The organism is Rhizorhabdus sp. P4_G5, assembly GCF_056401065.1.
Map to the genome: position 1 here is coordinate 343131 of NZ_JBFUKB010000002.1, position 26501 is coordinate 369631.

23 protein-coding genes and 1 pseudogene are annotated in these 26501 nt (G+C 64.3%); 6 read left to right on the top strand and 18 right to left on the bottom strand.

Going from position 1 to position 26501, the window contains the following annotated elements:
- The gene (locus AC1DQK_RS03935) at nt 1–738 is read right to left on the bottom strand and encodes a phosphocholine cytidylyltransferase family protein (protein ID WP_477867607.1); all 738 of its coding nucleotides are present in this window, start codon (nt 736–738) and stop codon (nt 1–3) included.
- Between the two features lie 84 nt (nt 739–822).
- Between AC1DQK_RS03935 and AC1DQK_RS03940 the strand changes: the two genes are divergently transcribed.
- Nucleotides 823–2004: a glycosyl transferase gene (locus AC1DQK_RS03940; protein ID WP_477867609.1), complete on the top strand. Its 1182-nt coding sequence runs from the start codon at nt 823–825 to the stop codon at nt 2002–2004.
- On the opposite strand, the gene AC1DQK_RS03945 is transcribed toward AC1DQK_RS03940, so the two are convergent.
- The 4 genes from AC1DQK_RS03945 to sdhC all read right to left on the bottom strand — a co-directional run bounded on the left by AC1DQK_RS03945 (nt 1958) and on the right by sdhC (nt 5162).
- Nucleotides 1958–2404 carry a response regulator gene (locus tag AC1DQK_RS03945; protein WP_477867611.1) on the bottom strand — a complete coding sequence of 149 codons (447 nt, stop codon included), beginning with the start codon at nt 2402–2404 and terminating at the stop codon, nt 1958–1960. The two genes, AC1DQK_RS03940 and AC1DQK_RS03945, sit on opposite strands and share 47 nt — an antisense overlap.
- Before the next feature lie 159 nt (nt 2405–2563).
- Nucleotides 2564–4366 (bottom strand): succinate dehydrogenase flavoprotein subunit, encoded by a 1803-nt coding sequence (gene sdhA / locus AC1DQK_RS03950; RefSeq protein ID WP_477867613.1) that lies wholly within the window; start codon nt 4364–4366, stop codon nt 2564–2566.
- Complete coding sequence (sdhD, locus tag AC1DQK_RS03955) at nt 4366–4755, bottom strand: succinate dehydrogenase, hydrophobic membrane anchor protein (protein ID WP_477867615.1); 390 nt, start codon at nt 4753–4755, stop codon at nt 4366–4368. Before sdhD ends, sdhA begins: the two co-directional genes overlap by 1 nt.
- On the bottom strand, nt 4755–5162 hold the full coding sequence (gene sdhC / locus AC1DQK_RS03960; protein WP_477867617.1) for a succinate dehydrogenase, cytochrome b556 subunit: 408 nt from the start codon (nt 5160–5162) through the stop codon (nt 4755–4757). Before sdhC ends, sdhD begins: the two co-directional genes overlap by 1 nt.
- A gap of 175 nt (nt 5163–5337) precedes the next feature.
- Here sdhC and AC1DQK_RS03965 point away from each other — a divergent pair, with 175 nt between their 5' ends.
- A complete protein-coding gene (locus AC1DQK_RS03965; protein WP_477867619.1) occupies nt 5338–6663 on the top strand; it encodes a methyl-accepting chemotaxis protein in 1326 nt (441 codons plus the stop codon).
- Nucleotides 6664–6811: 148 nt separating this feature from the next.
- Here AC1DQK_RS03965 and AC1DQK_RS03970 read toward each other — a convergent pair whose 3' ends face one another.
- The 8 genes from AC1DQK_RS03970 to AC1DQK_RS04005 all read right to left on the bottom strand — a co-directional run bounded on the left by AC1DQK_RS03970 (nt 6812) and on the right by AC1DQK_RS04005 (nt 17067).
- The gene (locus AC1DQK_RS03970) at nt 6812–7240 is read right to left on the bottom strand and encodes a DUF3597 domain-containing protein (RefSeq protein ID WP_477867621.1); all 429 of its coding nucleotides are present in this window, start codon (nt 7238–7240) and stop codon (nt 6812–6814) included.
- Between the two features lie 124 nt (nt 7241–7364).
- The gene (ftsH, locus tag AC1DQK_RS03975; RefSeq protein WP_477867623.1) at nt 7365–9317 is read right to left on the bottom strand and encodes an ATP-dependent zinc metalloprotease FtsH; all 1953 of its coding nucleotides are present in this window, start codon (nt 9315–9317) and stop codon (nt 7365–7367) included.
- An 80-nt stretch (nt 9318–9397) separates the two neighbouring features.
- Nucleotides 9398–10399: a tRNA lysidine(34) synthetase TilS gene (gene tilS / locus AC1DQK_RS03980; RefSeq protein WP_477867625.1), complete on the bottom strand. Its 1002-nt coding sequence runs from the start codon at nt 10397–10399 to the stop codon at nt 9398–9400.
- A complete protein-coding gene (locus AC1DQK_RS03985) occupies nt 10383–11294 on the bottom strand; it encodes a tetratricopeptide repeat protein (protein WP_477867627.1) in 912 nt (303 codons plus the stop codon). Before AC1DQK_RS03985 ends, tilS begins: the two co-directional genes overlap by 17 nt.
- A gap of 65 nt (nt 11295–11359) precedes the next feature.
- On the bottom strand, nt 11360–12331 hold the full coding sequence (locus tag AC1DQK_RS03990; protein ID WP_477867629.1) for a RodZ domain-containing protein: 972 nt from the start codon (nt 12329–12331) through the stop codon (nt 11360–11362).
- 109 nt (nt 12332–12440) lie between these two features.
- Nucleotides 12441–14720, bottom strand: a complete 2280-nt coding sequence (gene ptsP, locus AC1DQK_RS03995; protein ID WP_477867733.1) for a phosphoenolpyruvate--protein phosphotransferase — start codon at nt 14718–14720, stop codon at nt 12441–12443.
- Nucleotides 14721–14797: 77 nt separating this feature from the next.
- Nucleotides 14798–15784 carry an NAD(P)H-dependent flavin oxidoreductase gene (locus AC1DQK_RS04000; protein ID WP_477867631.1) on the bottom strand — a complete coding sequence of 329 codons (987 nt, stop codon included), beginning with the start codon at nt 15782–15784 and terminating at the stop codon, nt 14798–14800.
- Between the two features lie 26 nt (nt 15785–15810).
- Nucleotides 15811–17067, bottom strand: coding sequence for an aspartate kinase (locus tag AC1DQK_RS04005; protein ID WP_477867633.1), 1257 nt, complete (start codon nt 17065–17067; stop codon nt 15811–15813).
- Between the two features lie 84 nt (nt 17068–17151).
- Between AC1DQK_RS04005 and ubiG the strand changes: the two genes are divergently transcribed.
- Both ubiG and AC1DQK_RS04015 read left to right on the top strand, forming a co-directional pair.
- A complete protein-coding gene (gene ubiG, locus AC1DQK_RS04010; RefSeq protein WP_477867635.1) occupies nt 17152–17886 on the top strand; it encodes a bifunctional 2-polyprenyl-6-hydroxyphenol methylase/3-demethylubiquinol 3-O-methyltransferase UbiG in 735 nt (244 codons plus the stop codon).
- A gap of 147 nt (nt 17887–18033) precedes the next feature.
- The gene (locus AC1DQK_RS04015) at nt 18034–18825 is read left to right on the top strand and encodes an NUDIX hydrolase (RefSeq protein WP_477867637.1); all 792 of its coding nucleotides are present in this window, start codon (nt 18034–18036) and stop codon (nt 18823–18825) included.
- Here the strand turns inward: AC1DQK_RS04015 and AC1DQK_RS04020 are convergent.
- The 3 genes from AC1DQK_RS04020 to AC1DQK_RS04030 all read right to left on the bottom strand — a co-directional run bounded on the left by AC1DQK_RS04020 (nt 18756) and on the right by AC1DQK_RS04030 (nt 20835).
- Nucleotides 18756–19631: a class I mannose-6-phosphate isomerase gene (locus AC1DQK_RS04020; RefSeq protein ID WP_477867639.1), complete on the bottom strand. Its 876-nt coding sequence runs from the start codon at nt 19629–19631 to the stop codon at nt 18756–18758. The genes AC1DQK_RS04015 and AC1DQK_RS04020 overlap by 70 nt on opposite strands.
- 136 nt (nt 19632–19767) lie before the next feature.
- A complete protein-coding gene (locus AC1DQK_RS04025; protein ID WP_477867641.1) occupies nt 19768–20316 on the bottom strand; it encodes a hypothetical protein in 549 nt (182 codons plus the stop codon).
- A 252-nt stretch (nt 20317–20568) separates the two neighbouring features.
- A complete protein-coding gene (locus AC1DQK_RS04030) occupies nt 20569–20835 on the bottom strand; it encodes a hypothetical protein (RefSeq protein ID WP_477867643.1) in 267 nt (88 codons plus the stop codon).
- A 1240-nt stretch (nt 20836–22075) separates the two neighbouring features.
- Between AC1DQK_RS04030 and AC1DQK_RS04035 the strand changes: the two are divergent.
- Nucleotides 22076–22804: pseudogene (locus AC1DQK_RS04035) on the top strand (sensor histidine kinase); the annotation flags it as partial.
- Complete coding sequence (locus AC1DQK_RS04040; RefSeq protein WP_477867645.1) at nt 22794–23549, top strand: LytR/AlgR family response regulator transcription factor; 756 nt, start codon at nt 22794–22796, stop codon at nt 23547–23549. The pseudogene AC1DQK_RS04035 and the gene AC1DQK_RS04040, both read left to right, overlap by 11 nt.
- A gap of 50 nt (nt 23550–23599) precedes the next feature.
- Here AC1DQK_RS04040 and AC1DQK_RS04045 read toward each other — a convergent pair whose 3' ends face one another.
- Together AC1DQK_RS04045 and AC1DQK_RS04050 are read right to left on the bottom strand one after the other, a co-directional pair.
- The gene (locus AC1DQK_RS04045) at nt 23600–23932 is read right to left on the bottom strand and encodes an addiction module antidote protein (RefSeq protein WP_477867647.1); all 333 of its coding nucleotides are present in this window, start codon (nt 23930–23932) and stop codon (nt 23600–23602) included.
- 33 nt (nt 23933–23965) lie between these two features.
- The gene (locus tag AC1DQK_RS04050; RefSeq protein ID WP_477867649.1) at nt 23966–26338 is read right to left on the bottom strand and encodes an RNA-directed DNA polymerase; all 2373 of its coding nucleotides are present in this window, start codon (nt 26336–26338) and stop codon (nt 23966–23968) included.
- Between the last annotated feature and the right edge of the window lie 163 nt (nt 26339–26501).

Genomic DNA, 26501 nt, shown 5'->3' on the forward strand with positions numbered 1-26501 from the left:
TCAGCCTCGCACCCAGCCGTCGGTCAGCGCGCGCGCAATCGGCAGATCCTCCGGGAAATCGACCTCCGCCCAGGGCAGTCCCTCGATCGATACGGTGCCCACGACCCCCGACGGCGCCAAGGCGTGGATCGCCTTCAGGTACCAGTTGAGCACACCCTCGGGCGTCCGCATCATCGCTTCGACCTGGTTGCGGAAGATGGACGGCCCGTCGCCCTTGAAGGCCAGCATGCCGATCGATTCCGCGTTGCTGTCCTGCGCATCCAGCCGCTTGCCGATCTGCAGCAGGCGATCACCGTCGCGTTGCACCTTCATATCGTCGAGATCGTAACTGTCCTTGACGTCGATCGTCACGGTGATCGGCATGGCCGCGCCCCCGATCAGCCGCCCGACGATCTCCGGCGATACGAGCGTGTCTCCGTTCAGGATGATGAAATCCCGGTCCATCTCCTCGCGGACGATCCAGCAGGAGCCGAGATTATCGGCAACCTTGTAAAAGGGATTGAAACATGTGCGTATTGCGGGGCGGGGCTGCGGGATTGCTGCGAGGGCGGCGTCCAGCTTGTAGTCGCGGAATCCTGTGACGACGGCGATCTCTTCGATCCCGTTCGCGGCAAGGGCTTCGATCTGCCAGGCGATCAGGCTTTTGCCTGCGAAATCGATGAGGCACTTCGGCTGGTCCGCCGTGAGAGGCAGCAGGCGGGAACCCTGACCCGCCGCGAGTATGATGGCCTTTTTCATAGGCGGGGCGGGTAATCGGCAAATATGGCGGGATCGAGGATTTTGGATGACAGGCCGCGAATAGCCTTCGCTTTTGTCGGCGGCATGCACCAGGCGCTGCATATCGCGCCGGTAGCAGCGGCCCTTCATGCCAGCGGAGTCGCGCAGGTAGACGCGTTCGTCCTCGACGAGGATGCGATGCCGAAACTGGCCGGGATGTTCACGGCTTTGGGGGCAGCGGGCGTCCCGATCCTGGCGATGACGCTGCCGCGGCCGATAGCTGCCCTGGCGAACTATTCGGGGCGTTTCGAGGCCATGAAGCTGCCCAAGCTGCTCTGCTGGCAACGCCGACTGCGCCGATATGACGCGATCGTGACGGCCGAACGGACCACGACCCTCCTCAAGCGCCTGCCGGGCCGGCAGCCTTTGCTCGTCCATATCCCACATGGTGCTGGCGATCGCGCCAAGGGCTTCGAGCCGCGGCTGCGGTTGTTCGACCAGGTGATCACCGCCGGCGAAAAGGATCGGCGCCGGATGGTGGCGGAGGGACTGGTCCAGCCCGAGCATTGCCACACATCGGGATATATCAAGCTGGCCGCTGTCGAGCGGCTCTCGCCCGTGCCGGACCTCGGGGCACCGCTTTCGCCGGAGCGGCCCACCATTCTTTACAATCCCCATTTCGCCAGGAAAATGTCGTCCTGGACGCGGTTCGGCGAAGCGCTGGTCGATCGGGTTGTCGCCGAAGGCCGATACAACCTGATCGTCGCGCCCCATGTACGGCTTCGCGAGACGCTGAGCGCGGAGGAGGCCGAAGCCTGGCAGCGCAAGGCGGTGCCAGGGCGCGTGATCGTCGATCTCGGATCCTGGAGGTCGCTCGACATGAGTTACACCCGGGCCGCCGACCTCTATATCGGCGACGTCAGCAGCCAGATCTATGAGTATCTCGTCACACCCAAGCCCTGCCTGTTTCTTGACGCACATGGCGTGAACTGGCGCGGTAATCCCGATTACGCGATGTGGGGCTTCGGAGAGGTCTGCGCCTCCGTGGATGGCGCCATGGCGGCGATCGGCACGGCCGCGACGCGGCATGGCGAGTTCGCGGAGATCCAGCGGGCAGCGGTTGCGGACGCGCTCGGCGACACCGGCGCGCAGGCACCGCATCTCGCGGCGCAGTGGATCATGGCGCGGCTGGCCGGGACGGGCGACGTGCCGGTCGAGATCGACTCAGGCGTACCGGAAATCAGCTCGGCGACGGCTGAATCAGATTTTGCAGCTGCGAAATCGTGAACGGCTTTTGCAGGAACAGTGTTTCTGGCGGGAGATCGTCCGGCATCGGATAACCCGACACGATAACGATCCGCATATAAGCATTTTCGGTCCTGATCTCGTTGGCAAGGGCAAGCCCTGCGACCCGATCATCCTGCAATTTCAGGTCCGTCAGCAGGAACTGGAACTCACGATCTTGGATAGCCCTTCGCGCGTTCTCGGCATCCTCGGCGGAAGTGACCGAATAGCCCATTTCCTCGATCAGTTCGGCGAGCAGCCGTTGCAGCATCGGATCGTCTTCGACGATCAACGCTCGGCCCATGCTCTGCCCCACCGAAAATCCCCTTGTGCCGTATGCCGATGGCAAAACCGCCCGCTGCCTTTGACGTTCCGCCCGAAGCGACGAAACGGCCGGAAACAATGATGATATTAGACTGATCCGCTCCAGAGCCGTAGCCCGCAAATTCACGGGTCGTTTCGAAGCAGCGCGGCCACCCCGCGGCCTATCCAGCCAGCGATTTTGGAAGGCACAAAAAAAGAGGGCTGAAGCCCTCTTTCCTTGTCCCAGAAAGCGGCGCGATCAGTATACGCGCGGCTTGGGCTTCACATATTCGGCCTCGTCGGTGAGCGTATATTCATGCACCGGGCGATAATCGATCGTGACCGCGCCCTTGTCGAACCAAGTGATCGTATGCTTCATCCATTCCGCATCGTCGCGGTTCGGATAATCCTCGTGCATATGCGCGCCGCGGCTTTCCTTGCGGTTGGCGGCCGAGTGCATCGTCACCACCGCCTGCGGCAGCATATTGTCGAGTTCAAGTGTCTCGATCAGGTCGGTGTTCCAGATCAGCGACCGATCGGTGACGCCAACGTCCTGCAGCTCGGCATAGACATTGTCGATCAGGCCCAAGCCCTCGCGCAGCAGTTCGGTGTCGCGGAACACGGCGCAGTGCTTCTGCATGGTATGCTGCATGTTGAGGCGGATCTTCGCCGTGGGCGTCCCACCCTTCGCGTTGCGATAATGATCGAGCCGGCCAAGCGCCTTGTCATCGGCCTCGGCAACCACAGCGCCGTGCTTGCTGTTGGGCTTGATCAGCTCGGCCAGGCGGAAACCGGTGGCACGGCCGAAAACGACAAGATCGATCAGCGAATTGGAACCCAGGCGGTTTGCGCCATGAACCGAGACGCACGCCGCCTCGCCGACTGCGAACAGGCCGGGGACGACCGTGTCGGGATTGCCGTCCTTCAGGGTCACGACCTCGCCATGATAGTTACACGGCACGCCGCCCATATTGTAGTGGACGGTCGGCGTCACCGGCAGCGGCTGGCGAGTCAGATCGACATTGGCGAAGATCTTGCCGGTCTCGGTGATACCCGGAAGCCGCTCCGCCAGCACCTTGGGATCGATATGATCGAGGTGCAGGTAGATATGATCGCCGTTCTTGCCGACGCCGCGGCCTTCGCGCATCTCCATCGCCATCGAACGCGACACCACGTCGCGGCTGGCGAGATCCTTGGCGGACGGCGCATAGCGCTCCATGAAGCGCTCACCCTGCGAGTTGGTTAGATAGCCGCCCTCGCCTCGCGCGCCCTCGGTGATGAGCACGCCCGCACCGTAGATACCGGTCGGATGGAACTGGACGAATTCCATATCCTGCAGCGGCAGGCCCGCGCGCAGCACCATGCCGCCGCCGTCGCCGGTGCAGGTGTGCGCCGACGTTGCCGAGAAATAGGTGCGGCCCGAACCGCCGGTGGCGAGCACCACGGCATGGCTGCGGAAGCGATGAATCGATCCATCTTCCATGCACAGCGCAATCACGCCCTTGCACTCGCCGCCCTCCATGATGAGGTCGAGCGCGAAATATTCAATGTAGAAGTCGGCGTCATACTTCAGGCTCTGCTGGTAGAGCGCATGCAGCATGGCGTGGCCGGTGCGGTCGGCGGCAGCGCAGGTCCGCTGCACTGGCGGCCCCGCTCCCATATTCTGCATATGGCCACCGAACGGGCGCTGATAGATCTTGCCTTCGTTGGTCCGACTGAACGGCACGCCGGCATGTTCAAGCTCGATCACCGCGGCGGGTGCTTCGCGCACCATATATTCGATCGCGTCCTGGTCGCCCAGCCAGTCAGACCCCTTGACGGTGTCGTACATATGCCAGGTCCAGTGATCCGGACCCATGTTGCCGAGCGAGGCGGCGATGCCACCCTGCGCCGCGACGGTGTGGCTGCGCGTCGGGAACACCTTCGTGATGCAGGCGGTCTTGAGACCGGCACCGGCAGCGCCCATGGTGGCGCGCAGGCCCGATCCGCCTGCGCCGACGACCACCGCATCATAGAGGTGGTCAATGATTTTGTAAGCCGAGCCGGCTGGAGAATTAGGCATCAGGCGGGCACTCCCCCGAATGCGATCTTGAGGATCGAGAAAATCGACAGCGCAGCGCCTGCGATCGCATAGAAATTGAGCAACAGCACGAAGAAGATCTTGCCCCCCTCTTCATGCACATAGTCCTCCATGATCACCTGCAAGCCGAGCCGCAGATGATAGAAGACGGATATGGTCATCAGGATCAGCGGCACCGCGACGATCGGCGCACCGATCCACTGCACCATCGCGGCATGCTCATAGGACGGCAGCCGGAACAGCGAGAAGACAAACCAGGTGACGAGCAGCAGGTTACTGACTGCCGTCACCCGCTGCCGCCACCAGTGCATCGAACCATGTTTGGCCGAGCCGAGGCCGCGGACGCGGCCGATACCCGTTCCCGAACCCATTATAGCGCTCCCGTAGCTGGGCGAGCCAGGATCACGCCCCAAATCAGCAGCGTGACGAGAATGGATCCCGCCATGGTCGCAATCGCGGCCATCTTGTTCGTTTTCAGTTCATAGCCCGCGCCGACATCCATCACGAAGTGGCGCAGCCCCGAGAACATGTGCTGGAAGAACGCCCAGGTCAGCCCGATCGCGACCAGATATCCGAGCGGGGATGTCGCCGCCCACAGGAAAGTGGCGTAGGCCTCTGGCCCGCTCGCAGCGGAAACCAGCCACCAGATGAAGCCGAGTCCGGCCACTATGGCCATCCCGGCACCGGTGGCGCGGTGAAGAATCGAGACCAGCATGTGCGGGCCCCACTTCCAAATGGTGAGGTGTGGCGATAGCGGACGCCCTGGATTGCGCGACATGATGCCCTCCCTCTGTCGACGGCCCGTTCTTAGCCTATGCGCCACGCCATGCAAGGCGCTTGGCAGCCTTCGATCGCAATAAGCCCCCTGATTTACGAGCAGCCTAAACGGGGTGTTTACCATTGCCGTCTAAAACTGCGCTGGTTCGCCGAAACACAAGGACTGCGCAGAAGCCATGATGAACGCTCATGAGGTGGAGGCGATCGGCCTTACCGATCAGGAAATCGCCCGCAGGTTGGCGATCTACGATCCCAATGACACGCTCGACGCGCGCCTCAAGGCGATCGGCGCGAAAATCGGCGGCGTCATGGACATCCTCCGCCCGGTCTATGAAGCGAAGCTCGCGTTGACGGGACAGCACAGTTCTGTCGCCACGCTTGTCGCCATCTGGCAATCGGTGCTGACCGAGGGGCTTTCGCTATCCCATCTGCGCGCGTCGATCGAAAGCGCATCCCGACAGGTTACCGAGGGGAGCGACCATGTGGCGATCGCGCAGCTGAGGACAGAGGCGGTCTCGGCCCTGTGCAGTTCCATCATCGAGCGGTTCGTCGGCGAGCCCGGTTTCGTATCGGACAGCTGCCAGGCGCTGCTGACGATCAATTCGATCTTCTACGATCTCACCTTCACCGTCGCGGGGGCGCATAATCGTGCGGCGCGACACAAGGGCCTCGTCGACCAGGGACGCGAGTTTCGCACCAACATCTCCGAGACTCTGACCCGAGCTCTGGGCGATTCGCGGGGGCTGCGCGAACGGACGGGCCATACGTCGCATGCCGCCCGCGGCATGCTCGGCAAGACATCCGAAGTGGCCGCTGCCGCCGAGCAGTCCGCCCTCGCGATGCGCGAAGCCGCGCACACCGCGGCCGGGCTGATCCGAGCGATCGAGGAAAGCCGTTCCGAAGTCGAAGTTGCCGCTCAGATAGCTACGCGCGCCGCGGACCGCTCGATCCACGCCGTCGCGATCTCCGAAGTCCTGTCGGAACATGCTCAGGCGATCGAATCGATCCTCGGCCTGATCCGCGACATCGCCGGCCAGACCAACCTCCTCGCGCTCAACGCGACCATTGAGGCAGCCCGGGCCGGCGACGCCGGCCGCGGCTTCGCTGTCGTCGCACAAGAGGTGAAGAGCCTCGCGAGCCAGACCGCCCGCGCCACCGACGACATTGCGGCCAAGATCGCCGCGATCCAGGCCGCGACCCGCCAGACCGTGGAGGCCAACGGAGCGATCCGCGACATTGTCGGCGAAGTCCAGACCTCGGCCGAACGCATCCGGCTGACCATGGAAACCCAGGCGCAGACGGTTACCATGATCACCGCCGCCGTCGACGAGACAGCTTTGGCGGCCGACACGATGTCGACCACGATCTCCGCCATCCGCGTCGACACAGAGAATGTCGCCGGTGAGATCGACCATCTCGAGGCAAGCTTCCGCCGGGTGGACGGCGAGCTTTCCAAGCTGGAGACGATCACCGGCGAGTTCGTGAACCGCATCGCCGCCTAATCGCGACCGCGCAGCCCACATTCGCGCCACTCCTAGACCTTTCGGATCAGCCTGAATCAGCCTGATCCGAAAGGTCTAAACCATTGACAGAGCATGATTCACGCTTTCGGCGGAAGCGCCACGCGCTTCCACCTCAAACGGTCATGCCCTAATCGCGGAGCGATGCCGGCACCTTGCCGCCATTTTCGGCGAGTTTTCTCATGACGGCCTTGTGCAGCGCGATGTTCTGCGCGGCCGTGCCATCGGCACCGGCATGGACGTCGAGCTCGGCGGCAAGCTCCCTGCGAGCCCCCAGGCTTGAATCGAGATCGAGCAGTTGGAGCAGGTCGACGATCGATTGCCGCCAGTTGCTCTGGCGGTCCTTCGCCGCCGCGATCTGGGTCAGCACCGCCTCGACATCGACCGGCTGCGCGGGCGCAGGTGCCCCAGCCGCCGGCGTCGCTGCCGCGGGAGGCGCTACCGCAGGACGCGGCGTTGCGGCAGGCCGTGGAGCTGCAGGTGCCGCTTGCGCGGGAGTCTTGGCCTGGGCTTCGTGGTGGCCGAATATCTTGCCGATTATGTTGCCGAATATGCTCATGTCGCTCTCCTGACGCAAATCGGCAGAACGTGTGAGCCCAGGCGCGTATCCCCATGAAGACGAAAGCCGCGCCATCTCGTGGAGATAGCGCGGCCTGTTCGTTCAATTCGGGATGCTAGGCAGATCAGGCAGGCTGGGGATCGGCCCAGCCGCTCGAGCCGCTGCCCGGCCGCTTGCTCTTGGGAATCGAAGATCCACCGGTGCCGAGCGCGGCAGGATTGCGGGAGTTGCCGTCATCACGGCCGATATCCTCGCCCTTGATGACGCGCTTGGCTTCCTCGCCCGATAGCGTCTCATATTCGAGCAGCGCCGAACCCAGCCGGTGGAGCTGATCGAGATTGTCGGTCAGGACCTTGCGGGCGGTGTGCTCGGCTTCCTCGATCAGGCGGCGGACCTCCTGGTCGATCATCTGGGCGGTGGCCTCCGACACGCTCTGGTTGCGTGACACCGAATGGCCGAGGAACACCTCGTCCTGGTTGTCGCGGTAGCGCAGCCAGCCGAGCTTTTCAGACATGCCGTATTCCATCACCATTGAGCGGGCCATGTCGGTGGCCTGCTGGATGTCGTTGGAGGCACCGGTGTTGAGTTCGTCATTGCCGTAGATGATCTGCTCGGCGATGCGGCCGCCGAAGCAGAGCGCAAGCCGCGCCTTCATCTGCTTCATCGTCATCGAATAGCGATCGCGCTCGGGCAGGTTCCACGTCACGCCCAGCGCGCGTCCCCGCGGGATGATCGTGACCTTGTGGAGCGGATCGCAGCCGGGAACATGGAGCGAGACGAGGGCGTGGCCCGCCTCATGATAGGCGGTCGCCTTCTTCTCGTCCTCGGTCATGACCATGGACTTCCTCTCGGCGCCCATCATGACCTTGTCCTTGGCTTCCTCGAACTCCTTCATCGCCACGAGGCGCTTGCCCTTGCGCGCGGCAAGCAGTGCGGCCTCGTTTACGAGATTGGCTAGATCGGCACCCGAAAAGCCCGGCGTGCCGCGCGCGATGGTGCGGGCGTTGACGTCGGGCGCCAGCGGCACCTTTTTCATATGGACGGCCAGAATCTTTTCGCGACCCTCGATATCCGGACGTGGGACGACCACCTGACGGTCGAAGCGGCCCGGACGCAGCAACGCAGGATCGAGCACGTCGGGGCGGTTGGTCGCCGCGACGATGATGATGCCCTCATTGGCCTCGAAGCCGTCCATCTCGACCAGCAGCTGGTTCAGCGTCTGCTCGCGCTCGTCATTGCCATTGCCCAGGCCCGCGCCGCGATGGCGTCCGACCGCGTCGATTTCGTCGATGAAGACGATGCAGGGCGCGTTCTTCTTCGCTTGCTCGAACATGTCGCGGACACGGCTGGCGCCGACGCCGACGAACATCTCGACGAAGTCCGAACCCGAAATGGTGAAGAAAGGCACGTTCGCCTCACCGGCGATGGCACGGGCGAGCAGCGTTTTGCCGGTGCCAGGCGAGCCGACCAGCAATGCCCCCTTCGGAATTTTGCCACCAAGACGAGCAAATTTGGTAGGATCCTTCAGGAAATCGACGATCTCCTGCAGTTCCTCGCGAGCCTCGTCGATCCCGGCGACATCGTCGAACGTAACCTTGCCGTGCTTCTCGGTGAGCATGCGCGCGCGCGACTTGCCGAAGCCCATCGCTCCGGAGCCCGCGTTCTTCTGCATCTGGCGCATCACGAAGAAGGCGATGCCCAGGATCAGCAGGAACGGCAGCGACTGATATAGCATGATCATCCAGAAGCTGGTCTGCTCAGCCGGCTTCGCACGGAAGGTGACGTTCTTGCTCGCCAGCCGCTGGATCAGCATCGGATCATTGGGCGCATTCGTGGAGAAGGCGCTGCCGTTGGTATATTTGCCGTTGATGACGCCTTCGCCGATATCGGCTTCGCGCACCGTGCCTTCATCGACACGCGCGAGAAACTCGGAATAGGCGATCTGGTCGCCGGCGGCACCGCGCGACGAACTCTCGAACATCGATACGAAGACGACCAGGGCCAAGAGGATGCCCATCCAAATAGCGAGGCTCTTCATCCAGGGATTGGGCTGCTTCGGCTCTTTATCGTCACTCATGCGTCTGTTCCGCCTTTCACGGGCCAAGATAGGCACCGTCGAATTAATAACAATGGAACAGACCGCCAAAGCCCGCGCTTTCAGCGTCGCGGGCGCGCTTTTTCGATCAGGATGCGACGCCCGGGCGACAAGGTCAGTCGGCCAACGCTCGCATTCAGCCCCGCGTCGAGCCGCACCATCGCGGTCTCCAAGGTGGGGCCATCCACCGGCGAATCGGCATCGCCGATCAGCCGCGACAATATCCGACGCCGCGCCTCGCGCGGCAAGCCCTCCAAATCGACGGCCACCCGCCCCTCTTCAAGCCGATCGACCCGCGAACGGATCCCCTCTCCCGCAAGCCAATCGAGCGCCGCATCGGCGTCGGCAAGATGTGCCGCAGCTGCGGCCAGCCGCAGCGGATCGAGCTGATCGCCCGCGGTCGCCAGCAGGATGCGGACCTGGGTGCGATCATAATGCGGGTCGGCGTTGCTCGGGTCGGTCACAGTCTCAATATCTGCGACAATGGCGGCCAGATCGGCGCGTCGCCAGCCGAGGAGCGGGCGAACGAGCAGGACGCCGCCAAGATCGCGGCGTTGGCGGATGCCGGAGAGCCCGGACAATCCGGCGCCGCGGGCGAGGCGCATCAGCAGCGTCTCGGCCTGATCATCGGCATGGTGGGCGGTGAGGAGCGCGCCCAGATCATGATCGCGGGCCCAGCCGGCAAGCGCCTCATATCGGGCGCGGCGCGCCGCAGCCTGAACGCTGGCCTCCCCCCCAACAGTCACGCTGAGCATATGATGCGCGACGCCCAGCGCGACGCAGGCACGAGCGACGAGATGCGCCTCGGCAGCGGCCTCGGGCCGCAGGCCGTGGTCGACCGTTGCGGCCTGGATGCGGCCCGGGAAAGCAGCGGCGGCGAGGTGCAGGAGCGCCATGCTGTCCGGCCCCCCGGAAACAGCGAGCCCCAGCCTGATGTCATCCGATTGCAGCAGGCGCGCGAGATCGTTCCGGAAGCGTTCGACCAGGGACGGAGTGGCCGCCCCTTCGAACGGCAACGAACCAGAAACCGATCCCGCTACCCCATCCTTATTGGCACTTGGCATCGGCCTTTCCCTTGGCGACGAGGTCGGCAAGTCCGCCGGTCACCTTGTCGGGATATTTGGCCATGAGCACCTCATAGGCCTGGCAGGCCTTGTCGGGCAGAGGCGGTTTCCGCTTCATCAGAGCCTGTGCCATATAGACGTAGCTGTGCGGAGCACGCTCGCCGGCCTCATCCTTCGTGTTGTCGAAGAACTCCCGGATCGCCTCATTATACTGGCCATTGTCGAGATAGGCGCGACCGGCGAGATTGCGGGCATAGCTGGCATATTTGTGCTTCGGATATTTGGCGACCATCGCCTTCAGCGCGGCGACGGCCTCGGGATATTTCTTCTGCTCCCACAGCGCATAGCCGGCCATGTAAGCGTCCTTGCCCGGATCGCCGCTCGGGGCAGCCGCTGCCGCCGCGGGTGCGGGCGCAGCGGCGCTCGTACCGCCGGCCGGCGCCTTGGTTGCGGGCGGCACGACATATGGCAGGGTTGCGCTCGCCGCGCCGCCGGCGACCGGGGCGCCACCCTTGCCCTCGAGCGCGTTGAGGCGGAACTCCGCATCGCCCTTCATCCTGGCGAACTGATCCTCGAGCTTGCGCAGATTATAGCTGTTCTGCTCGACCTGGCCGGTCAAGCCGGCAAGCGCCCTTTCGAGGGCATCGACGCGGCGCGAGAGATCGGCAACTGGCGTCTCCGCAGGCGCGCCGGCCGGCGCAGGCGCCGGTGTCTCCGCCTTTATCTCCGGTTCGAAATATTGCTGCGCGCCGCCGGGAAAGACCTTGCGCTGCACGGCCTTCATTTCCTTCTCGAGCTTGCCGACACGGCCCTCGATCGGCAGCTGCGGTTCGGCGGCCAGCAACGGGAAAGACGTGCCGGACAGAAGCAGGAGGGCGACGATCGCCTTCTTCATGATGGTGGATCTCCGTGGGATCGGTTCGATAGCATGATGCAGCGCGAGTACAGCCCGGATCAAGGCTAAGGAAGCTGATTGGAGTCGCTTATAGGCCGAGCCGGGTCCGGACGGCTACCCGTCGGATCATCGCCCGGCGGCACAGGCCGCACAAGGCGGCGCGCCGGCGCGCCGACGGTCGCGGCAGCGGGGACTTCGGCCGCTGCATTGCTTGCGGAGACGACACCATCCTGGGGACCGGCTGGCGGCGTGGTGGCGATCGCCACCAGCGCGTCGCGCTTCAGGCTATAGTCGCGCACGATCCGGTCCGGCGCGCCGACCGGCGGCAGTGCCGTTTCGCCTATCAGCACCTTCACCGACTGGGGCCGGCCGGTACGCAGGATCGCATCGACGGCGGTGTCCGGAATTGCGACGCTCTGCCCGGCCTTCAGCACGTCCATATAATAGATCTTGCTGCCGTCACGTTCGGATATCTTCAGCCAGACATCCTCGGCAGCGGCGATGCTGATGGGACCGCTAGGCGCCGCAGGTTGGACCGGAAGGCTGGTCGGCGGCGGCGCGACGGGTCGTGGCACGACCGGACGTGCGTCCGGCACGGTATCGGCAGCAAGCTTGGCCAAGTCGCTATTGTCGCCCTCGAAGCGAAGCAGGAGATAGCCCATGCCGAGAAGCAAGGCGACGCCTAGCGCGATCATGGCAAGCAGTCGCGACGGCACCCGGGAGGGATCGACCGGCTCATAAGCCTCCGGCTCGAAATAGGCGCGGCGCGCGTCGCCGATCTCGTCGCGAAACGCCCGCGAAAGCGCCTGGCCATCAAGCCCCAGCATCGTTGCATAGCTTTTGACGAAGCCGGCCGAATAGGGAATGGCAGGGAGCCCACCGTGATCGCCGCTCTCGATCGCTAGGAGATGACGCAACGGAATGCGGGTGCGTGCGGCAACCTCGCTCAGTTCGAGCTTCTGGCGCAACCGCTCGGCAGCGAGTTGCTCACCCACATTCTGTGGGAACAAGCCCCGTTCGTCCGCGCTTTCGCCCATCGAGCTCTCCTTCACGCTTCGGCACGATCACGCAAGCGACCAAACATCGGCCCGCAAACGCGCCATCGGCGTCACCATCCCCCTGGCGACGCACGGTTTGCCGCGCAAATCAGGTGATCGCAACCCCATTGCGTTCGGCCCAGCCGGTCAGGTCATCACGAAGGCTGCGCGAAGGACGCGCGAGGAAGCCATCCATCTCCGCTCGCAGTGCCGCGGCGTCCAGCGAGCGGATCATCGCCTTGACCGGTCCAATCGCCGCCGGCGTGATCGAGAGCCGGTCGATGCCGATGCCGATCAGGGCCATCGCTTCCAGCGGACGACCACCCATTTCCCCGCAGACGCCGATCGGAACGCCAGCGGCGCGGGTCTGCTTCGCCACGCGGGCGATGAAGCGCAGAATCGCAGGGCTCAGCCAGTCATAGCGCTCTGCCAGCTTCGGGTTCGAGCGATCCGCGGCGAACAGGAACTGGGTCAGGTCGTTGGTGCCGATCGACAGGAAATCGAGCCGCGGCAGGATCATGTCGAGACTCTCGGCAAGCGCCGGCACTTCCAGCATCGTTCCGTAGCGGATGATGTTGGGCACCGCACGATTGCGATCGTGGATCCATTTGCGCTGGGCTTCGAACAGGGCAACCGCCTCGTCATACTCCCACGGCTCCGACACCATGGGGAACATGACGTTGAGCGTGCGTCCCGCTGCCGCCTCCAGCAGCGCGCGCGCCTGCACCTTCATCAATGCGTCGCGTTCCAGCGCGAGGCGGATCGCGCGCCAGCCGAGCGCCGGGTTCTCCTCGGACGCGTCGCCATCGGTGTTCATATAGGGAAGCGCCTTGTCGCCGCCGATGTCGACGGTGCGGAACACCACCGGCCGGTCGCCGGCGGCGTCGAGCACTTCCTTGTACAGCCGCTGCTGGCGCTCGCGCTGCGGCAGCGTTGCCGAAACGAGGAACTGGAACTCAGTACGGAAGAGGCCGACGCCATCGGCGCCGGTGACGTCCAGAGCCGCCATGTCGTCGCGCAGGCCGGCATTGACCATCAATTCCAGGCGCAGCCCGTCCTTCGTCTGGGCAGGCAGGTCGCGCATCGCGGCGAATTCCGCGCGGCGTTTCTGCCCCACCATCATTCTCGCCTCGAACGCCTCGTCCATCGTCGGGTTGGGGCGCACCACGACCGATCCCATGGTTCCGTCCAGCAGCATCGGATCGCCCTCGGCGACAAGGCGGCGGATATCCTTGACGCGGCCAAGCACCGGTACGCCCATGGCGCGGGCGACGATCGTGACATGCGCGGTGAGGGAACCCTCTTCGAGCACGACCCCCTTCAGGCGCCGACGATCATATTCGAGCAGTTCGGCAGGGCCGAGATTGCGCGCAACAAGGATGGAATCCTGCCGAAGCCCTAGTTGCGCCGCGGTCCCGAGCTGCCCGGACACGATTCGCAGCAACCGGTTCGACAGGTCCTCGAGGTCGTGCATGCGATCGGCGAGCAGCGGATCGCCAATCTCCCGCATCCGCATGCGGGTTCGCTGCTGGACGCGCTCGATCGCCGCTTCGGCGGTCAGGCCGCTTTCGATGGCCTCATTGATGCGGCGTATCCAACCCTCGTCATAGGCGAACATCTTGTACATCGCGAGGATGTCCTGATGCTCGCCGGCGACGCCGAAGTCGGCCTCCCTCGTCATCCGCTCGATCTGGTCGCGCATTTTCGCGAAGGCCGATTTGACGCGGTGCCGCTCGACTTCGATGTCCTCGGCGACGGTATGCTCGATCTCGACCCGCGGCTGGTGATAGACCGCCCTGCCCCGAGCCATGCCCTCGACAAGCTTGAGTCCCGCCAGCCGAACCGGGCCGGTGTCGCGGGTGCCGATCGCTCCGGTGCTGCTGTCATCGATCAGCCCGGCGCCGGCGATCAGTTCGGCCAGCACCATGGCGACGGTCTGCAGCGCCTCGATCTCCACTTCGTCGAACTTGCGCTGTTCGCGATGCTGCACGGCGAGGACGCCCACGGCCTGCTCACGTCGTACGATCGGCACGCCTGCAAAGCTGTGGAACAGCTCCTCGCCCGTTTCCGGCTTGTAGGCGAAATCAGGATGGCTGGTGGCTTCGTCGAGATTGAGCGTCTCAACATCCTCCGCAATCGTGCCGACCAGTCCCTCGCCAAGCGCCATCTTGGTGACGTGGACAGCTTCCTGCTTCAGGCCGCGGGTTGCGAACAGCTCGAGGACGCCGTCGCGCAACAGGTAGATCGAGCAGACTTCGGTGCCCAGCGCCTCGCCGATGATCTGCACCACCCGGTTGAGCTTCGCCTGGGCAGCCGAGCGCGACGCCATAACATCGTGCAGGCGGGTCAGAATTTCGCGCGCAGCGGAGGTTGCGGTCAGCGGTGCCATCATGGCCCGCTATCAGAAAGCGAGTGCGGTTTCCAATGATGGAATCTGCCGGGGCGCCGACGCACCCCCGAGATCCATCAGGCGGCGCGCCGCTCCAGCGCCGTCGCCGCCTCTTCTAGCAGCGTCGCCACGATTTCCGAAAGCGGTTCCTCCTTCGTCACCATGCCGACCGACTGGCCCGCCATCAGGGAACCATGTTCCACATCGCCATCGATAACCGCGCGGCGCAAGGCGCCAGCCCAATAATGCTCGATCTGAAGCTGGGCCTCCATCATCTCGACTTTGCCCTCGTCGAGCAGCTGCGCAACCTCGCGCTGCTTGGCGGTGAACAGCTCGCTCGACGCGTTCTTGAGCGCGCGAACGGGGATCACCGGCAACCGCGGATCGATCTGGACGCTGGCGACGGCGTCCCGCGCTGAAGCGCGGATGAAGGCCTTCTTGAAATTGGGATGCGCGATCGACTCATGGGCACAGACGAAACGAGTGCCAAGCTGGACGCCCGCAGCGCCCATTTCGAGATAGCCCGCAATCGCCTCGCCTCGGCCGATGCCGCCTGCAACGAAGACCGGCAGCTGATCGGCGATGGTCGGCAGGATTTCCTGCGCGAGTACCGAGGTAGAGACCGGGCCGATATGGCCGCCGGCTTCCATCCCCTCGACGACCAGCGCGTCCACACCAGAACGGATCAGTTTCTTCGCCAGCGCGAGCGCTGGGGCGAAGCAGATCACTTTGGCGCCCGACGCTTTGATCTTCTCGATCGCCCCGCCCGGCGGCAGGCCGCCGGCGAGCACGACATGGCTAACCTGATGCCGCGCGCAGACATCGATCAGCGCATCAAGATCGGGATGCATGGTGATGAGGTTTACGCCGAACGGTTTGGCGGTCAGCGTCTTGGTCCCAGCGATCTCGGCATCGAGCAACGCCGGAGTCATCGCCCCGCAGGCAATGACGCCGAAGCAGCCCGCATTGGACATGGCGGCAACGAGGTTGCGCTCGGACACCCAACTCATCGCCCCGGCGAGGATCGCATGCTCACAGCCGAAAAAGGCCGCACCGCGCGCCATCAACGAGGAAAGGCGCCCGTGACCGGTCAAGCGGCGTCCTCCGCATCGAGGCCATAGGCGGTGTGAAGGACGCGAACCGCGAGCTCGGTGTAGTCCTCATGGATCAGCACCGAGACCTTGATCTCCGAGGTGGTGATCGCGAGCACGTTTATTCCGCGCGCGGCGAGGGCACTGAACATCTTCGATGCGACGCCCGCATGGCTGCGCATGCCGACGCCGACCACCGAAATCTTGGCGACGCTGGCGTCGTGGATCAACCGCTCATAGCCGATCGCGCCGCGCTCGCGCTCGAGAACGTCGAGGGAACGGGCGAGTTCGGCGGATGGCACAGTGAAGGTGACGTCGGTGGAGCCGCTGTCATGCGCGACATTCTGGACGATCATGTCGACATTGATGCTGGCGTCGGCGAGCGGCGCGAAGATCGAGGCGACTGCGCCCGGGCGATCCGGCACCGCGATCAGCGTGACCTTGGTTTCGTTCTTGTCATAGGCGATGCCGGTGATGAGCTGACGTTCCATGGCGCTTCCTTCAAGTTCTTCCTCGCCGACGATCATCGTGCCGGGGGTGGGATTATCTGTCGGCTGGTCGAACGAAGAGAGCACCTGGACGCGCACCTTCTCCTTCATCGCCAGGCCTACCGAGCGGGTCTGCAACACCTTGGCGCCGACCGAGGCGAGCTCGAGCATTTCCTCATAGGTGACCTTGGCGAGCTTGCGCGCCTTGGGCACGATGCGCGGGTCGGTCGTGTAGACGCCATCGACATCGGTATAGATGTCACAGCGATCCGCCTTCATCGCCGCAGCGACCGCCACCGCGGAGGTGTCCGATCCGCCGCGGCCCAGCGTGGTGATCCGTTCGTCCTCGGTGAGGCCCTGGAAGCCGGGGATCACCGCCACCTCGCCCGCCGCCATCGCCAGGCCGATCGCCTCCGAATTGATCACCTCGATTCGGGCGGAGGCGTGGGCGTCGCTGGTGCGGATCGGCAGCTGCCAGCCCAGCCAGCTGCGCGCATTGACGCCCAGCGACTGGAGCACGATCGCCAACAGTCCGCTGGTCACCTGCTCGCCGGACGACACCACCACGTCATATTCGCGCGGATCGTATAGCGGGGACGCCTCGCGGCAGAAATTCACCAGCCGATCGGTTTCGCCCGACATCGCGGAAACGACGACGGCCACTTCGTTGCCGAGATCGACCTCATGCTTGACGCGGCTCGCCACGTTGCGAATTCGCTCGATCCCCGCCATCGAGGTTCCGCCGAATTTCATAACGATGCGCGCCATGTGGAAAGTCTGTCCTCAGCAGGGCCCGAAAGGCCGGAAAAGCCCTTGGGTTCGAGGGCGCGGTCCTGATAGAGAGGGGCCGCAATGAACGCAAGCGCACAACAGAACGGCTCGATCGTCGCGGATGAAGCCGCCCATTTCGGCAAATTGGCGGTCGACTGGTGGGATCCGAAGGGATCCTCGGCGATGCTGCACAAGCTCAACCCACCACGGCTCCGCCACATCAGGGCAACGATCGATGCGCATTGGGGAAGCGACCCCGCAGCCCTGAAGCCGCTTGCCGGCCGCAGCGCGGTCGATGTCGGATGCGGCGCGGGGTTGCTCGCCGAGCCGCTGGCGCGGCTAGGCGCCAGGGTTACGGCGATCGATGCAGCCCCCGAGAATGTCATGGTGGCCAGGGATCATGCGGAGCGGCAGGGTCTCGCGATCGACTATCGCATCGGCGGCGTCGAAGGGCTGGTCGGCGAGACGTTCGATCTGGTCACCTCGATGGAGGTGATCGAGCATGTCGCCGATCCCGCGGCCTTCGTCAAAGGACTGGCCGCGCTGCTCGCGCCGGGCGGGATCATGATCCTGTCGACGCCGAACCGAACCCCGCTCTCGAGGCTGGCGATGATCCAGGCCGGGGAAGGCCTGGGCCTCGTCCCCAAGGGCACCCATGACTGGAACAAGTTCCTAACCCCCGACGAGCTGACGAGCCACCTCGAGGAGGCCGGGCTGCATGTCGTCGAACGCATGGGCCTGAGCTTTTCGCCTGCGAAGGGTTTTCACCTCAGCGATAACCTGACTCTCGATTACTTCCTGACCGCGGTCCGGTGATCGCGTTCGCCGACCATTTTTCGTCGCATGCCGCCGCCTATGCCGCCCACCGGCCGCGACTGGCCGAGGCCTGGGGCGAATCGGCTTCCTTCCGGACGATCCGCTGGCCCCTCACGATCCTCCCCGGCCGAAACTGACGAAAGCGCCATGACCAACGCCATCCCAGCCGCCACCCTGATCCTGCTGCGCGACGTGCCCGGCGGTGCGCCCGAAATACCGATGGTAGGACGAGGCGCGCACCTGGCCTTCGCAGCCAGCCGAATGGTCTTTCCGGGCGGGCGGGTGGACTCGGACGACTATCTGCTTGCGACGCGCGCGGATCTGCTCGTCGGTGGCGAGGCGATCGATCCCGACGACCTCGCCCATCGGATCGCGGCGGTCCGCGAGACGATCGAGGAGATCGGCCTTGCGCCGGGCATCGACGACCTGCGCGATGTCGAAACGCTCGGTGCGATCCGTGCCGAGCTCCATGCAGGGCAGCCGTTGAGCGGGAGTCTCGCGCAACGATCGCTGCGCATCGACCCCCGTGCCATCCATCCCTTCGCGCGGTGGCGTCCGGACCATGCGATGTCGCGGCGGTTCGACACCCGTTTCTACATCGCGCGCGCACCCGCGATCGGCGAGGCGACGGCGGATGGCGTGGAAAGCAGCCACTGCGTCTGGGGCACCGCCGAAGCGCATCTCGCTTCCGGAAGCCTGATCTTCCCGACGATGTGCAACCTGGAGCGAATCGCGCTCGCCGAGGACTTCGACAACGCCGTCGAACTCACCCGCCGGCATAGCGTCGAGGTGATCACGCCCTGGATCGAACGGCGGGACGAGATCGACTGGCTGTGCATCCCCGAAGGGCTGGGATATCCGGTGACGACTCAGTCGCTCAGCAGGGCGGATCGCGGATCCGGCCCGAGCAGGCCAGCGATGACGGACAGCCCAGGATAGGCCACGTACACGGTGCTGCCCGGGGCGATGTCGATAGCGATAGCGGCAGCCCCCTCGACGATGATGGCGTCGCCAAGCGCAGCGGGCTTGCCGTCCAGAACGACCTGCCCCTCGACCGGGAGCACCCAGACGGTAGCGGCACCCGCGGCGATCAGAAAGTTTCCGCCCATCGTCCAGCGCTCGAGGACGAATTTCTGCCGCTCGGCCAGGATGATGCGGCCAGGGCTGATCTCCCGCGGCGCCGGATTGCCCGCGAAAGGACCGAAGTCTGACACCGACATCGCCTCGTCGAGATGCAGTTCCCGGTCCGAGCCATAATCGTAGAAACGGTAAGTGAGGTCGAGATTCTGCTGGATCTCGACGACCCTGAGGCCCTTGCCGATCGCGTGGATGGTGCCCGCGGGCGAATAGATGACCTCGCCGGCCGTGACCGGCTTCCAGTGAAGCATCTGCTCGATCGAGCCGTCGAGCGCCGCCGCCCGCACGCTATCCCCGTCCATCTTCGCGGTCAGGCCCAGCGCGATCGTCGAATCGGGTTCGGCCGACAGGATGATCCACGCCTCGTCCTTGCCGCGCGGGAAGCCGCAGGCCTGGGCGGCGGCATCATCGGGATGGACCTGGACCGAGAGGCGTTCGCTGGTGAACAGATATTTGACGAGCAGTTCGCGCGGCGTGCCGGCCGGATCGTCGTACCAGATTTCGCCGATCGCCGGCCGGTCGGCGGGCTGGTCCTCGAACAGCGGGGCGAGATCGTGGCGACCCCAGGGCTTCTCGACACGGTGGTTGGTGAGCTTAATGGCCGGCAATATCATTCTCCCCGCAGCCGTCGGCACAATTTGGGATGCGAGGATTTGTTCCGCATGTCCAACCGAAAAGCCCGGGATTTCGCCCGCGAAGACCCGCCGCGTCGCGCGCGGCGACGGTCATTTCGAGCAGGCCGCCTCAGTTGGGAAGGCGGACTTCGACCTTGTCGACCCACTCCGGATAGAAGACCGGCTCGCGGTTCGACCAGCCCGGCGCGGTCGCCGCGGCCTCGCTGATCGACTGCAGCAGGACGCGCCGCTTCTCGGGATGGAGATGGGGCAGCGCCGCGGCCGCGCAGAAGGCGCCGGGAAGCCACGGCCGCACATTCGCGCCGATCAGCCGCTCGTAGAGGAAGCGATAGGCGCCGAAGCTGATGAGGCGATCCTGGCCGAGATCGAAAGCCGAAATCGTCACCAGCGGCGCGAGGAACGGCTCGACGGCGTCGAGGCCGCTGTCGTCGGGGACGAGATCGCGGATATGATCGAGGCGATGATAGATCCGCGCCTGCGCCATGATGCTGGCCGACTCGATGACATCGCGCGACCAGCGCGTGAGTGCATCGTCGCGGCCGAGCCCTATGTCGAGTGACCGGCGGATGTATCGCTGCGTGGCGGCCGGGAAGCTGGCGAACTCTTTCATTTCCGCCAGCGTCATTGCGCCGTCTGCAGGTTTCATATGCGTGCCCATACCAAACCCCCTTCAAATGGAAGCCTAGTCAGGGATCATGCACCCATATGGTTTATGGACGCTTAAGCCCTTTGAAGGCCTCTGTTCAGGATCGGAACATCTTTCTTGCTGCAATGCAACAAAGAATAAGGCGTAAGGGTTCCGAGCAGCCGATTATTCTGTGGATAAATGCCTACTCCCATTGCGCCCCGCCGCAGCGGCGCGGCGTGCAGCAGAGCGCTCGAGGCATTCGCCTCTCCTCATTCGCGCCCCTCATTCGCCTCCCTTCATGCGGGCCTTCTCGGCCTCGACGTCATAGCCGGAGGATGGCGCCGGATCCTTGCCCTTGCCCGGCTGGGTGTTGGACGGCGGATCGGAGGTGGGAAAGCTCTCGTCCAGCGCGACATCGAGCTTGGCATCCTCGTCGCCCGGATTGCGCGCCAGCTTGGGATCTTCCGACGCGTCATGGGCGGTGCGGATATGCGGCGTCGTCCTGTCCTTGCCGGATATGTCGGTGTCGGTCGATATGTCGGTGGTCATGCCCTGGCTCCTTCGCAGGTATCGGACTTCACCAACGTCCCGCGATGAGCGCTGTTCCGGGCTGGAATCGGTGCTAGAAAGCTGAACTTTCGATGAACGCCATGGCCGGTTCGACCAACGCCACCGGGCGGCAGCAGCATACTTACATGCGTGAATATATATAGGATGCATGACTTTGAACTCTGAAGGTCCGCGCGGTTCGACCGTGAGCCCGCGCGTGGCGCTGCTGTCGATCCTGTGCTTCTGGCTGGTCTATTTCGCGGTCGCCACGGTCCGGTCGCTGATGATCGACTGGGGTCACCAGACCGAGATGCTCGCGGCGCGCGCCTTCGTGACCGCCGGCTCGATGGTCGCGACCTATATCGTCTATCTCGCCATGCGGCCGCTGGCCGGCAAGTCGCTCGTCGCCAATGTCACCGCGGTCGCGCTGCTCGCGATCCCGGCGGCGGTGGCCTACAGCTCGATGAACTGGATGGCGTTCCGGCAGGTCGACAAGCAGATCGAGGCCGAGAAGGCGCGCGACGCCGCGATGTTCAAGACGACGATCAACGACCGCAGCGTCGCGGAGGCGCGCCGGCAGGCGCAGATCGCGATCGCCGCCGCCCGCGACGCCATCCGCGAGGCCTCCGAACAGGCGCAGGACGCCGCCGAGGCCAAGGCCGAGGCGCAGCGCGAGGCCGCCGCGGCGAAGCAGGAGATCGCCCGGAAAAAGGTCGAGATGCAGCGCGAGAAGGTCGCCGCGCAGCCTGGCTGGAGCGAGGACAGGGCCGCCGCGCTGCGCGAGGCCGAGGAGGCGAAGCGCGAAGCTGCCCGCGAAGCCTATCAGGCGCAGCAGGAGGCCTATCAGGAGCGCCGCGAAGCCTATCGCGAAGCCTATGACAGCTACAGGGAAAGCATAGCGGAAGCGCGCGCCGCGGCCGAGGAAGCCAAGCGGCACGGCGTCAACATCGACATAGGCAGCATCGTGGCGAGCATTCCCCCGCCGCCGACGCCCCCCGCCCCGCCGGCCCCGCCCGGCGCCGGCACGCCCGGCTGGCCCTTCAAGTCCACACCCCCGGCACAAGCTGCACCGACCGAGCCCGCGCCCAAGGCCGCGCCCGCACCTAAGGCCGCGCCCGCCCCGGCCCCGCCGAAGCCCATCATGGTCCCGACCCCGGTGATCAGCGAACCGACGCCCGGCACGGTGATGATCCAGGTCGGCGAGCCGCCGGACAAGCACAAGGACCTGTCCGTCATGGGGCAGATCGGCGACCAGGCGCTCAACGGCTATTTCTTCTTCGCCGCGTGGGGGGCGCTGTTCCTGGCACTGTCCTATGCCGCGGCGGTCCGCGCCGCAGAGCGCGAGGCGGCAGGCTACCGCGCCGCGGCCCGCGACGCCGAGCTGCGCGCGCTGCGCTACCAGGTCAACCCGCACTTCCTGTTCAACACGCTCAACTCGCTGTCGACGCTGATCCTCAAGGACCGGCGCGACGACGCGGAGTCGATGATCCTCAACCTGTCGACCTTCTTCCGGACCAGCCTCACCGCCGACCCGACCGAGGATGTCGTCCTGTCCGAGGAAATCCGGCTGCAGCGGCTCTATCTCGACATCGAGGCGGTGCGGTTTCCGGAGCGGCTGATCGTCGACATCAGCGTGCCGCCGGCGCTGGCCAATGCCTGCGTGCCCTGCCTGATCCTGCAGCCGCTGGTCGAGAATGCGATCAAATATGGCGTGTCGCGGGCCAAGCGCCCTGTGACGATCCGGATCGGCGCGCGCGAGGATTCGCTTGGGCTGGTGCTCACCGTCGAGGATGACGGCGAGCCGCTGGGCGAGGATGCCAAGCTGCGCGGCGCCGGGGTCGGCCTGAAGAACGTCACCGACCGGCTCAAGGCGCGCTTCGGCGACGAGGCCGCCTGCCGCTATGGTCCGCTGGCCAATGGTGGTTTTGGCGTGACGCTTTTCATGCCATTGATCAGGCATGGTATCTGACTCGCCGATAAGAACTGACTCGCCGATAAGAACGCTGGTCGTCGACGATGAGCCGCTCGCGATCGAGCGGCTGCAGATCCTGTGCGCGCGCGAGCCGATGATCGACCTGGTCGGCACCGCTTCGGACGGCGAGGCGGCGCTGCGGCTGCTCGAGGCGCTTGAGCCCGAGATGCTGCTGCTCGACATCGCCATGCCGGGGCTGGACGGCATCGGCGTCGCCAGGGCGATCGACCAGCTGGACAGGAAGCCCGCCATCGTCTTCTGCACCGCCTTCGATCAATATGCGGTGGCCGCCTTCGACCTGGCGGCGACCGACTATCTGCTGAAGCCGGTCGCGCAGGACCGGCTCGGCCGCGCGGTGGGCCGCGTGGTCGAGCGGCGGCGGGCGCCGGTGGAGGAGGCCGAGACGTCCGAGCATGCCCAGGAATTCTGGGTGCCGCACCGCTCCGAGATGATCCGCATCGCGGCGCAGGATATCGACCGGATCGAGGCCGAGCGCGACTATATGCGGCTCCATGTCGGCACGCGCAGCTTCCTGCTGCACCAGACCATCACCGAGCTGGAGCGGCGGCTCGACCCCGCCCAGTTCATCCGCCTCCACCGCTCGACGATCGTGCGGCGCGACCGGATCGCGAAGCTCAGCCATGACGGCATGGGCGTGTGGCACGCGGTGATGACCGACGAGGAGCGCATCCGGATCGGCCGGACCTACCTGCCGGCGGCACGGACGCTGATGGGGCGCTGAAGCCCGTTTCATGGCGATCGACCCGGCCCGTTCGCTTTCCGGACACCCGCTCACCCTGAGGTGCCACTGAGCTTGCCGAAGCGGCGTCTCGAAGGGCCCGGCGCAGCTTCGGCCGCCAGCCGGTAGCCCAGCGCCGTCATCACCCGGGCCAGCGTATCGAGCGTCGGATTGCCGTCCGGCCCAAGCGCGCGATAGAGCTGCTGGCGCTTCATGCCCGTCGCCGCCGCCAGCCCGGACATGCCCCGCGCCCGCGCGACCAGCCCGAGCGCGCCGGCGATCGTCCCCGCATGGCCGCTCGCGAGCGCCTCGTTCAGCACCTCCCGCTGCACCGCCTCGCTCTCGAACAAGGCGGCGAGGTCGATGGGAAAGCTGTCGGGGCCCATCGGCTTCAGGCGACCGCGCCGGAGGGCAGATCGTCAACATGAAAGTGACGTTTTTCCGGGTGCATGGGGTTGTTCGGCCGTTTTTTCATTTTTTGTTTCTTGCCCACCTCCCGCTACGGGCGCGCACGCCCGGTTTTTCAAGGGAGAGAGGTAGCGGAAAGAAGGCAAAACCGCAAGAACATATAAGGAACAAAAAGCAGCGTGTGCATCGTTGGCCTGTGATTCCTTGCTCTCTAGCGTCGCCCTCGACCGGTTTTGCCTGCTTCCCCGTGGTTGGGAGCCCTTGTGCCGGGCGGCACAAATTGGGTCGATTCTGCCAACCGGTTTTGCGGCCTGGGTAAGCATTCTCAGGCCGGTGCGAACTCGGCGATCGATGCCTTTCCGATCACCTTGCCGCTCAAGGTGGCGGTCATTGTGGCCTCGAACGCTGCGACCACTTGCGCTGGAGTTTCGGTCCGACGATGCTCGAATAAAAGCGCGTCGTGCATGCGGCACGAATTCGAGCACGTACTCCATGGAGACGCCATCGAGCTCAAAGCCCGCGACCTGTAACCTTTTCTCGATCGCCGACTTTGATGGCGTCTCAAGCGGCATATCGTGCTTCGCAGAATAGTTTTTTAGGCAGAAGAAATAGTCATGCTCTGCCTCCAAGCGCTTTGCCGACAGACCGCTGGCGTTGATCGCGATCCCCGCAGCCATAGACTGCCACTCGTGGATGGCTCCGTCTTCGGCCAGCAGGAAGGCCTCGAGTGCGGGGAGACAACGCCCATCTCGGTCAAGAATAGCGATAAGCCGGCAGTATTGATCAGTCGTCACGGCATGATCCGACAGAGAAGCTGATAGGGTGTTGAGCAGGGAGGTCGACAACGCGTCGCCCACGTCGAAATGACCGGACTCGACGATCTGCGCGATGCGGTTAACCGCGAAGCGAAACGGTCGCGTCTGCGTGTCGCCCGCTTCGATGCACTTGGTAAGGATTTCGAAGATGTAGGTGACGGAGCGGGTGACAACGCGACGGCTTCGCGACTGCCACATCTGAGCGATTGCCGTCGTCGTGCTGTCTTGAGAAGGAAAGAACTTGGCTAAATCCGCTTTCGAGGTGTCAGGAGGCAATATCGCGGTCTTGTTAGCGTTAATGTTCAGCCCGACCAATCTGAGTTGCCGGATCAGGTCCTGCAGCGCGCGGCGTGCTTGGAGTTCAGTATCGGCGATGATGCGGATATCATCTACGTACCGGTAGTAGTCGTACCCTTTTTTTGTCATCACTTGATCGACGCATGAAAGCAGAACGTTGGACAGAAACGAGGACGCATCGCGGTTTTGTGGCAGTCCATGACTGCCACTGAACGTCCATTGTTTTAGCAGCTTATCGAGGGTGCCGATTGCGTTTCGAATCTGTAGCTTCTCGGGCCCCGTTGCTTCCACTTCGGGAACCGCCCTCTCCAGCGCGGCGATAATCTGCTCACGAGAGATGTTCTCGAAGAAGTTGCTAAGGTCCGTAACGAGCAGGAATTTTCCTGACCGGATAAAGGTTAGCGTTACCCCTTCGAAGGTGAACCAGCGGCTGATCTTATTCTTAAAAAGGTACTTTTTGTTCTGGGGATCTGGGTCGTACCGATAGCTGAGTACCCGATGTCCAAGCAGTTTATCGTAGTGAGGTATCAGGAAGCTGCAGATGGCCTGGTAGATGAAGCGGTCGAAAAAATCGGTTTCTAGTCCGTAACGTTCGCCAAACCCCTTCTTAGGGATGTTCCGCACAACGCTTCGCGTGCCGGCGTAAACCCCGTTCCATTCCTGAAGCATTGAGATGATGATCCGCTTGGCCTCGTCTGGATCATCGAACAGATCATTATATTGGAGACAGTCGTAATACCAGTCGTCGCGCATGTCTTGGCGAAGATGCTTTAGCACGAGGCCGAACTGGATTGGGAAGCCCAGAGCCTGGCCGTTCTGCCAGAATGCTTTATTCAGGACATAATCCTCGCCCTGTTGTTCGTCGCTCGCCAACTCGCCCGTCCCCTTTTTCCGCCCGATTAGACCGGCGGCCTCCGCACTGCGAACTCTAGCGGCTTCGTGCCTGGATGTCAGCTTGACCGCGTAATTTCCGACAAATGAAGTTGATCCAAAGCGCCGTTCGGGCGTTTCGCCCGCTGTCGATGGGCGACGCAGGAGAGATGCCATGCCAAGATATATGAGCGGCGCGGCGGCCGCGCTGATGCTGATGAGCTCCGGGGCGTGGGCCCAGAGCGCGACGAGCCATGTCGCGAGTTCGACCAAGACCGTGACGAACGGCAAGGTCATGAGCGCGCATGCGGCCAGCAAGACCGCGACCTGTCGCAACGAGAAGAAGCAGTTCATCAAATGCTCGTCGGCGACGAAGGTCAGCACGACGGCGACCGTGACCAAGGGCAGCGATGGGAAATGCCGGTTCGCGGCTGGGCCGAAGAAGGGGCAGTTTGCGAAATGTCCTTGATGCTGGGGTGAGGTGGGTGAAGGCGGTTGCCTGAAAGCTACCGGATTCACGCCTCGCCGTTGAAGCCGGCCCCGAGTTTCGACGTCAGGCTAGAGC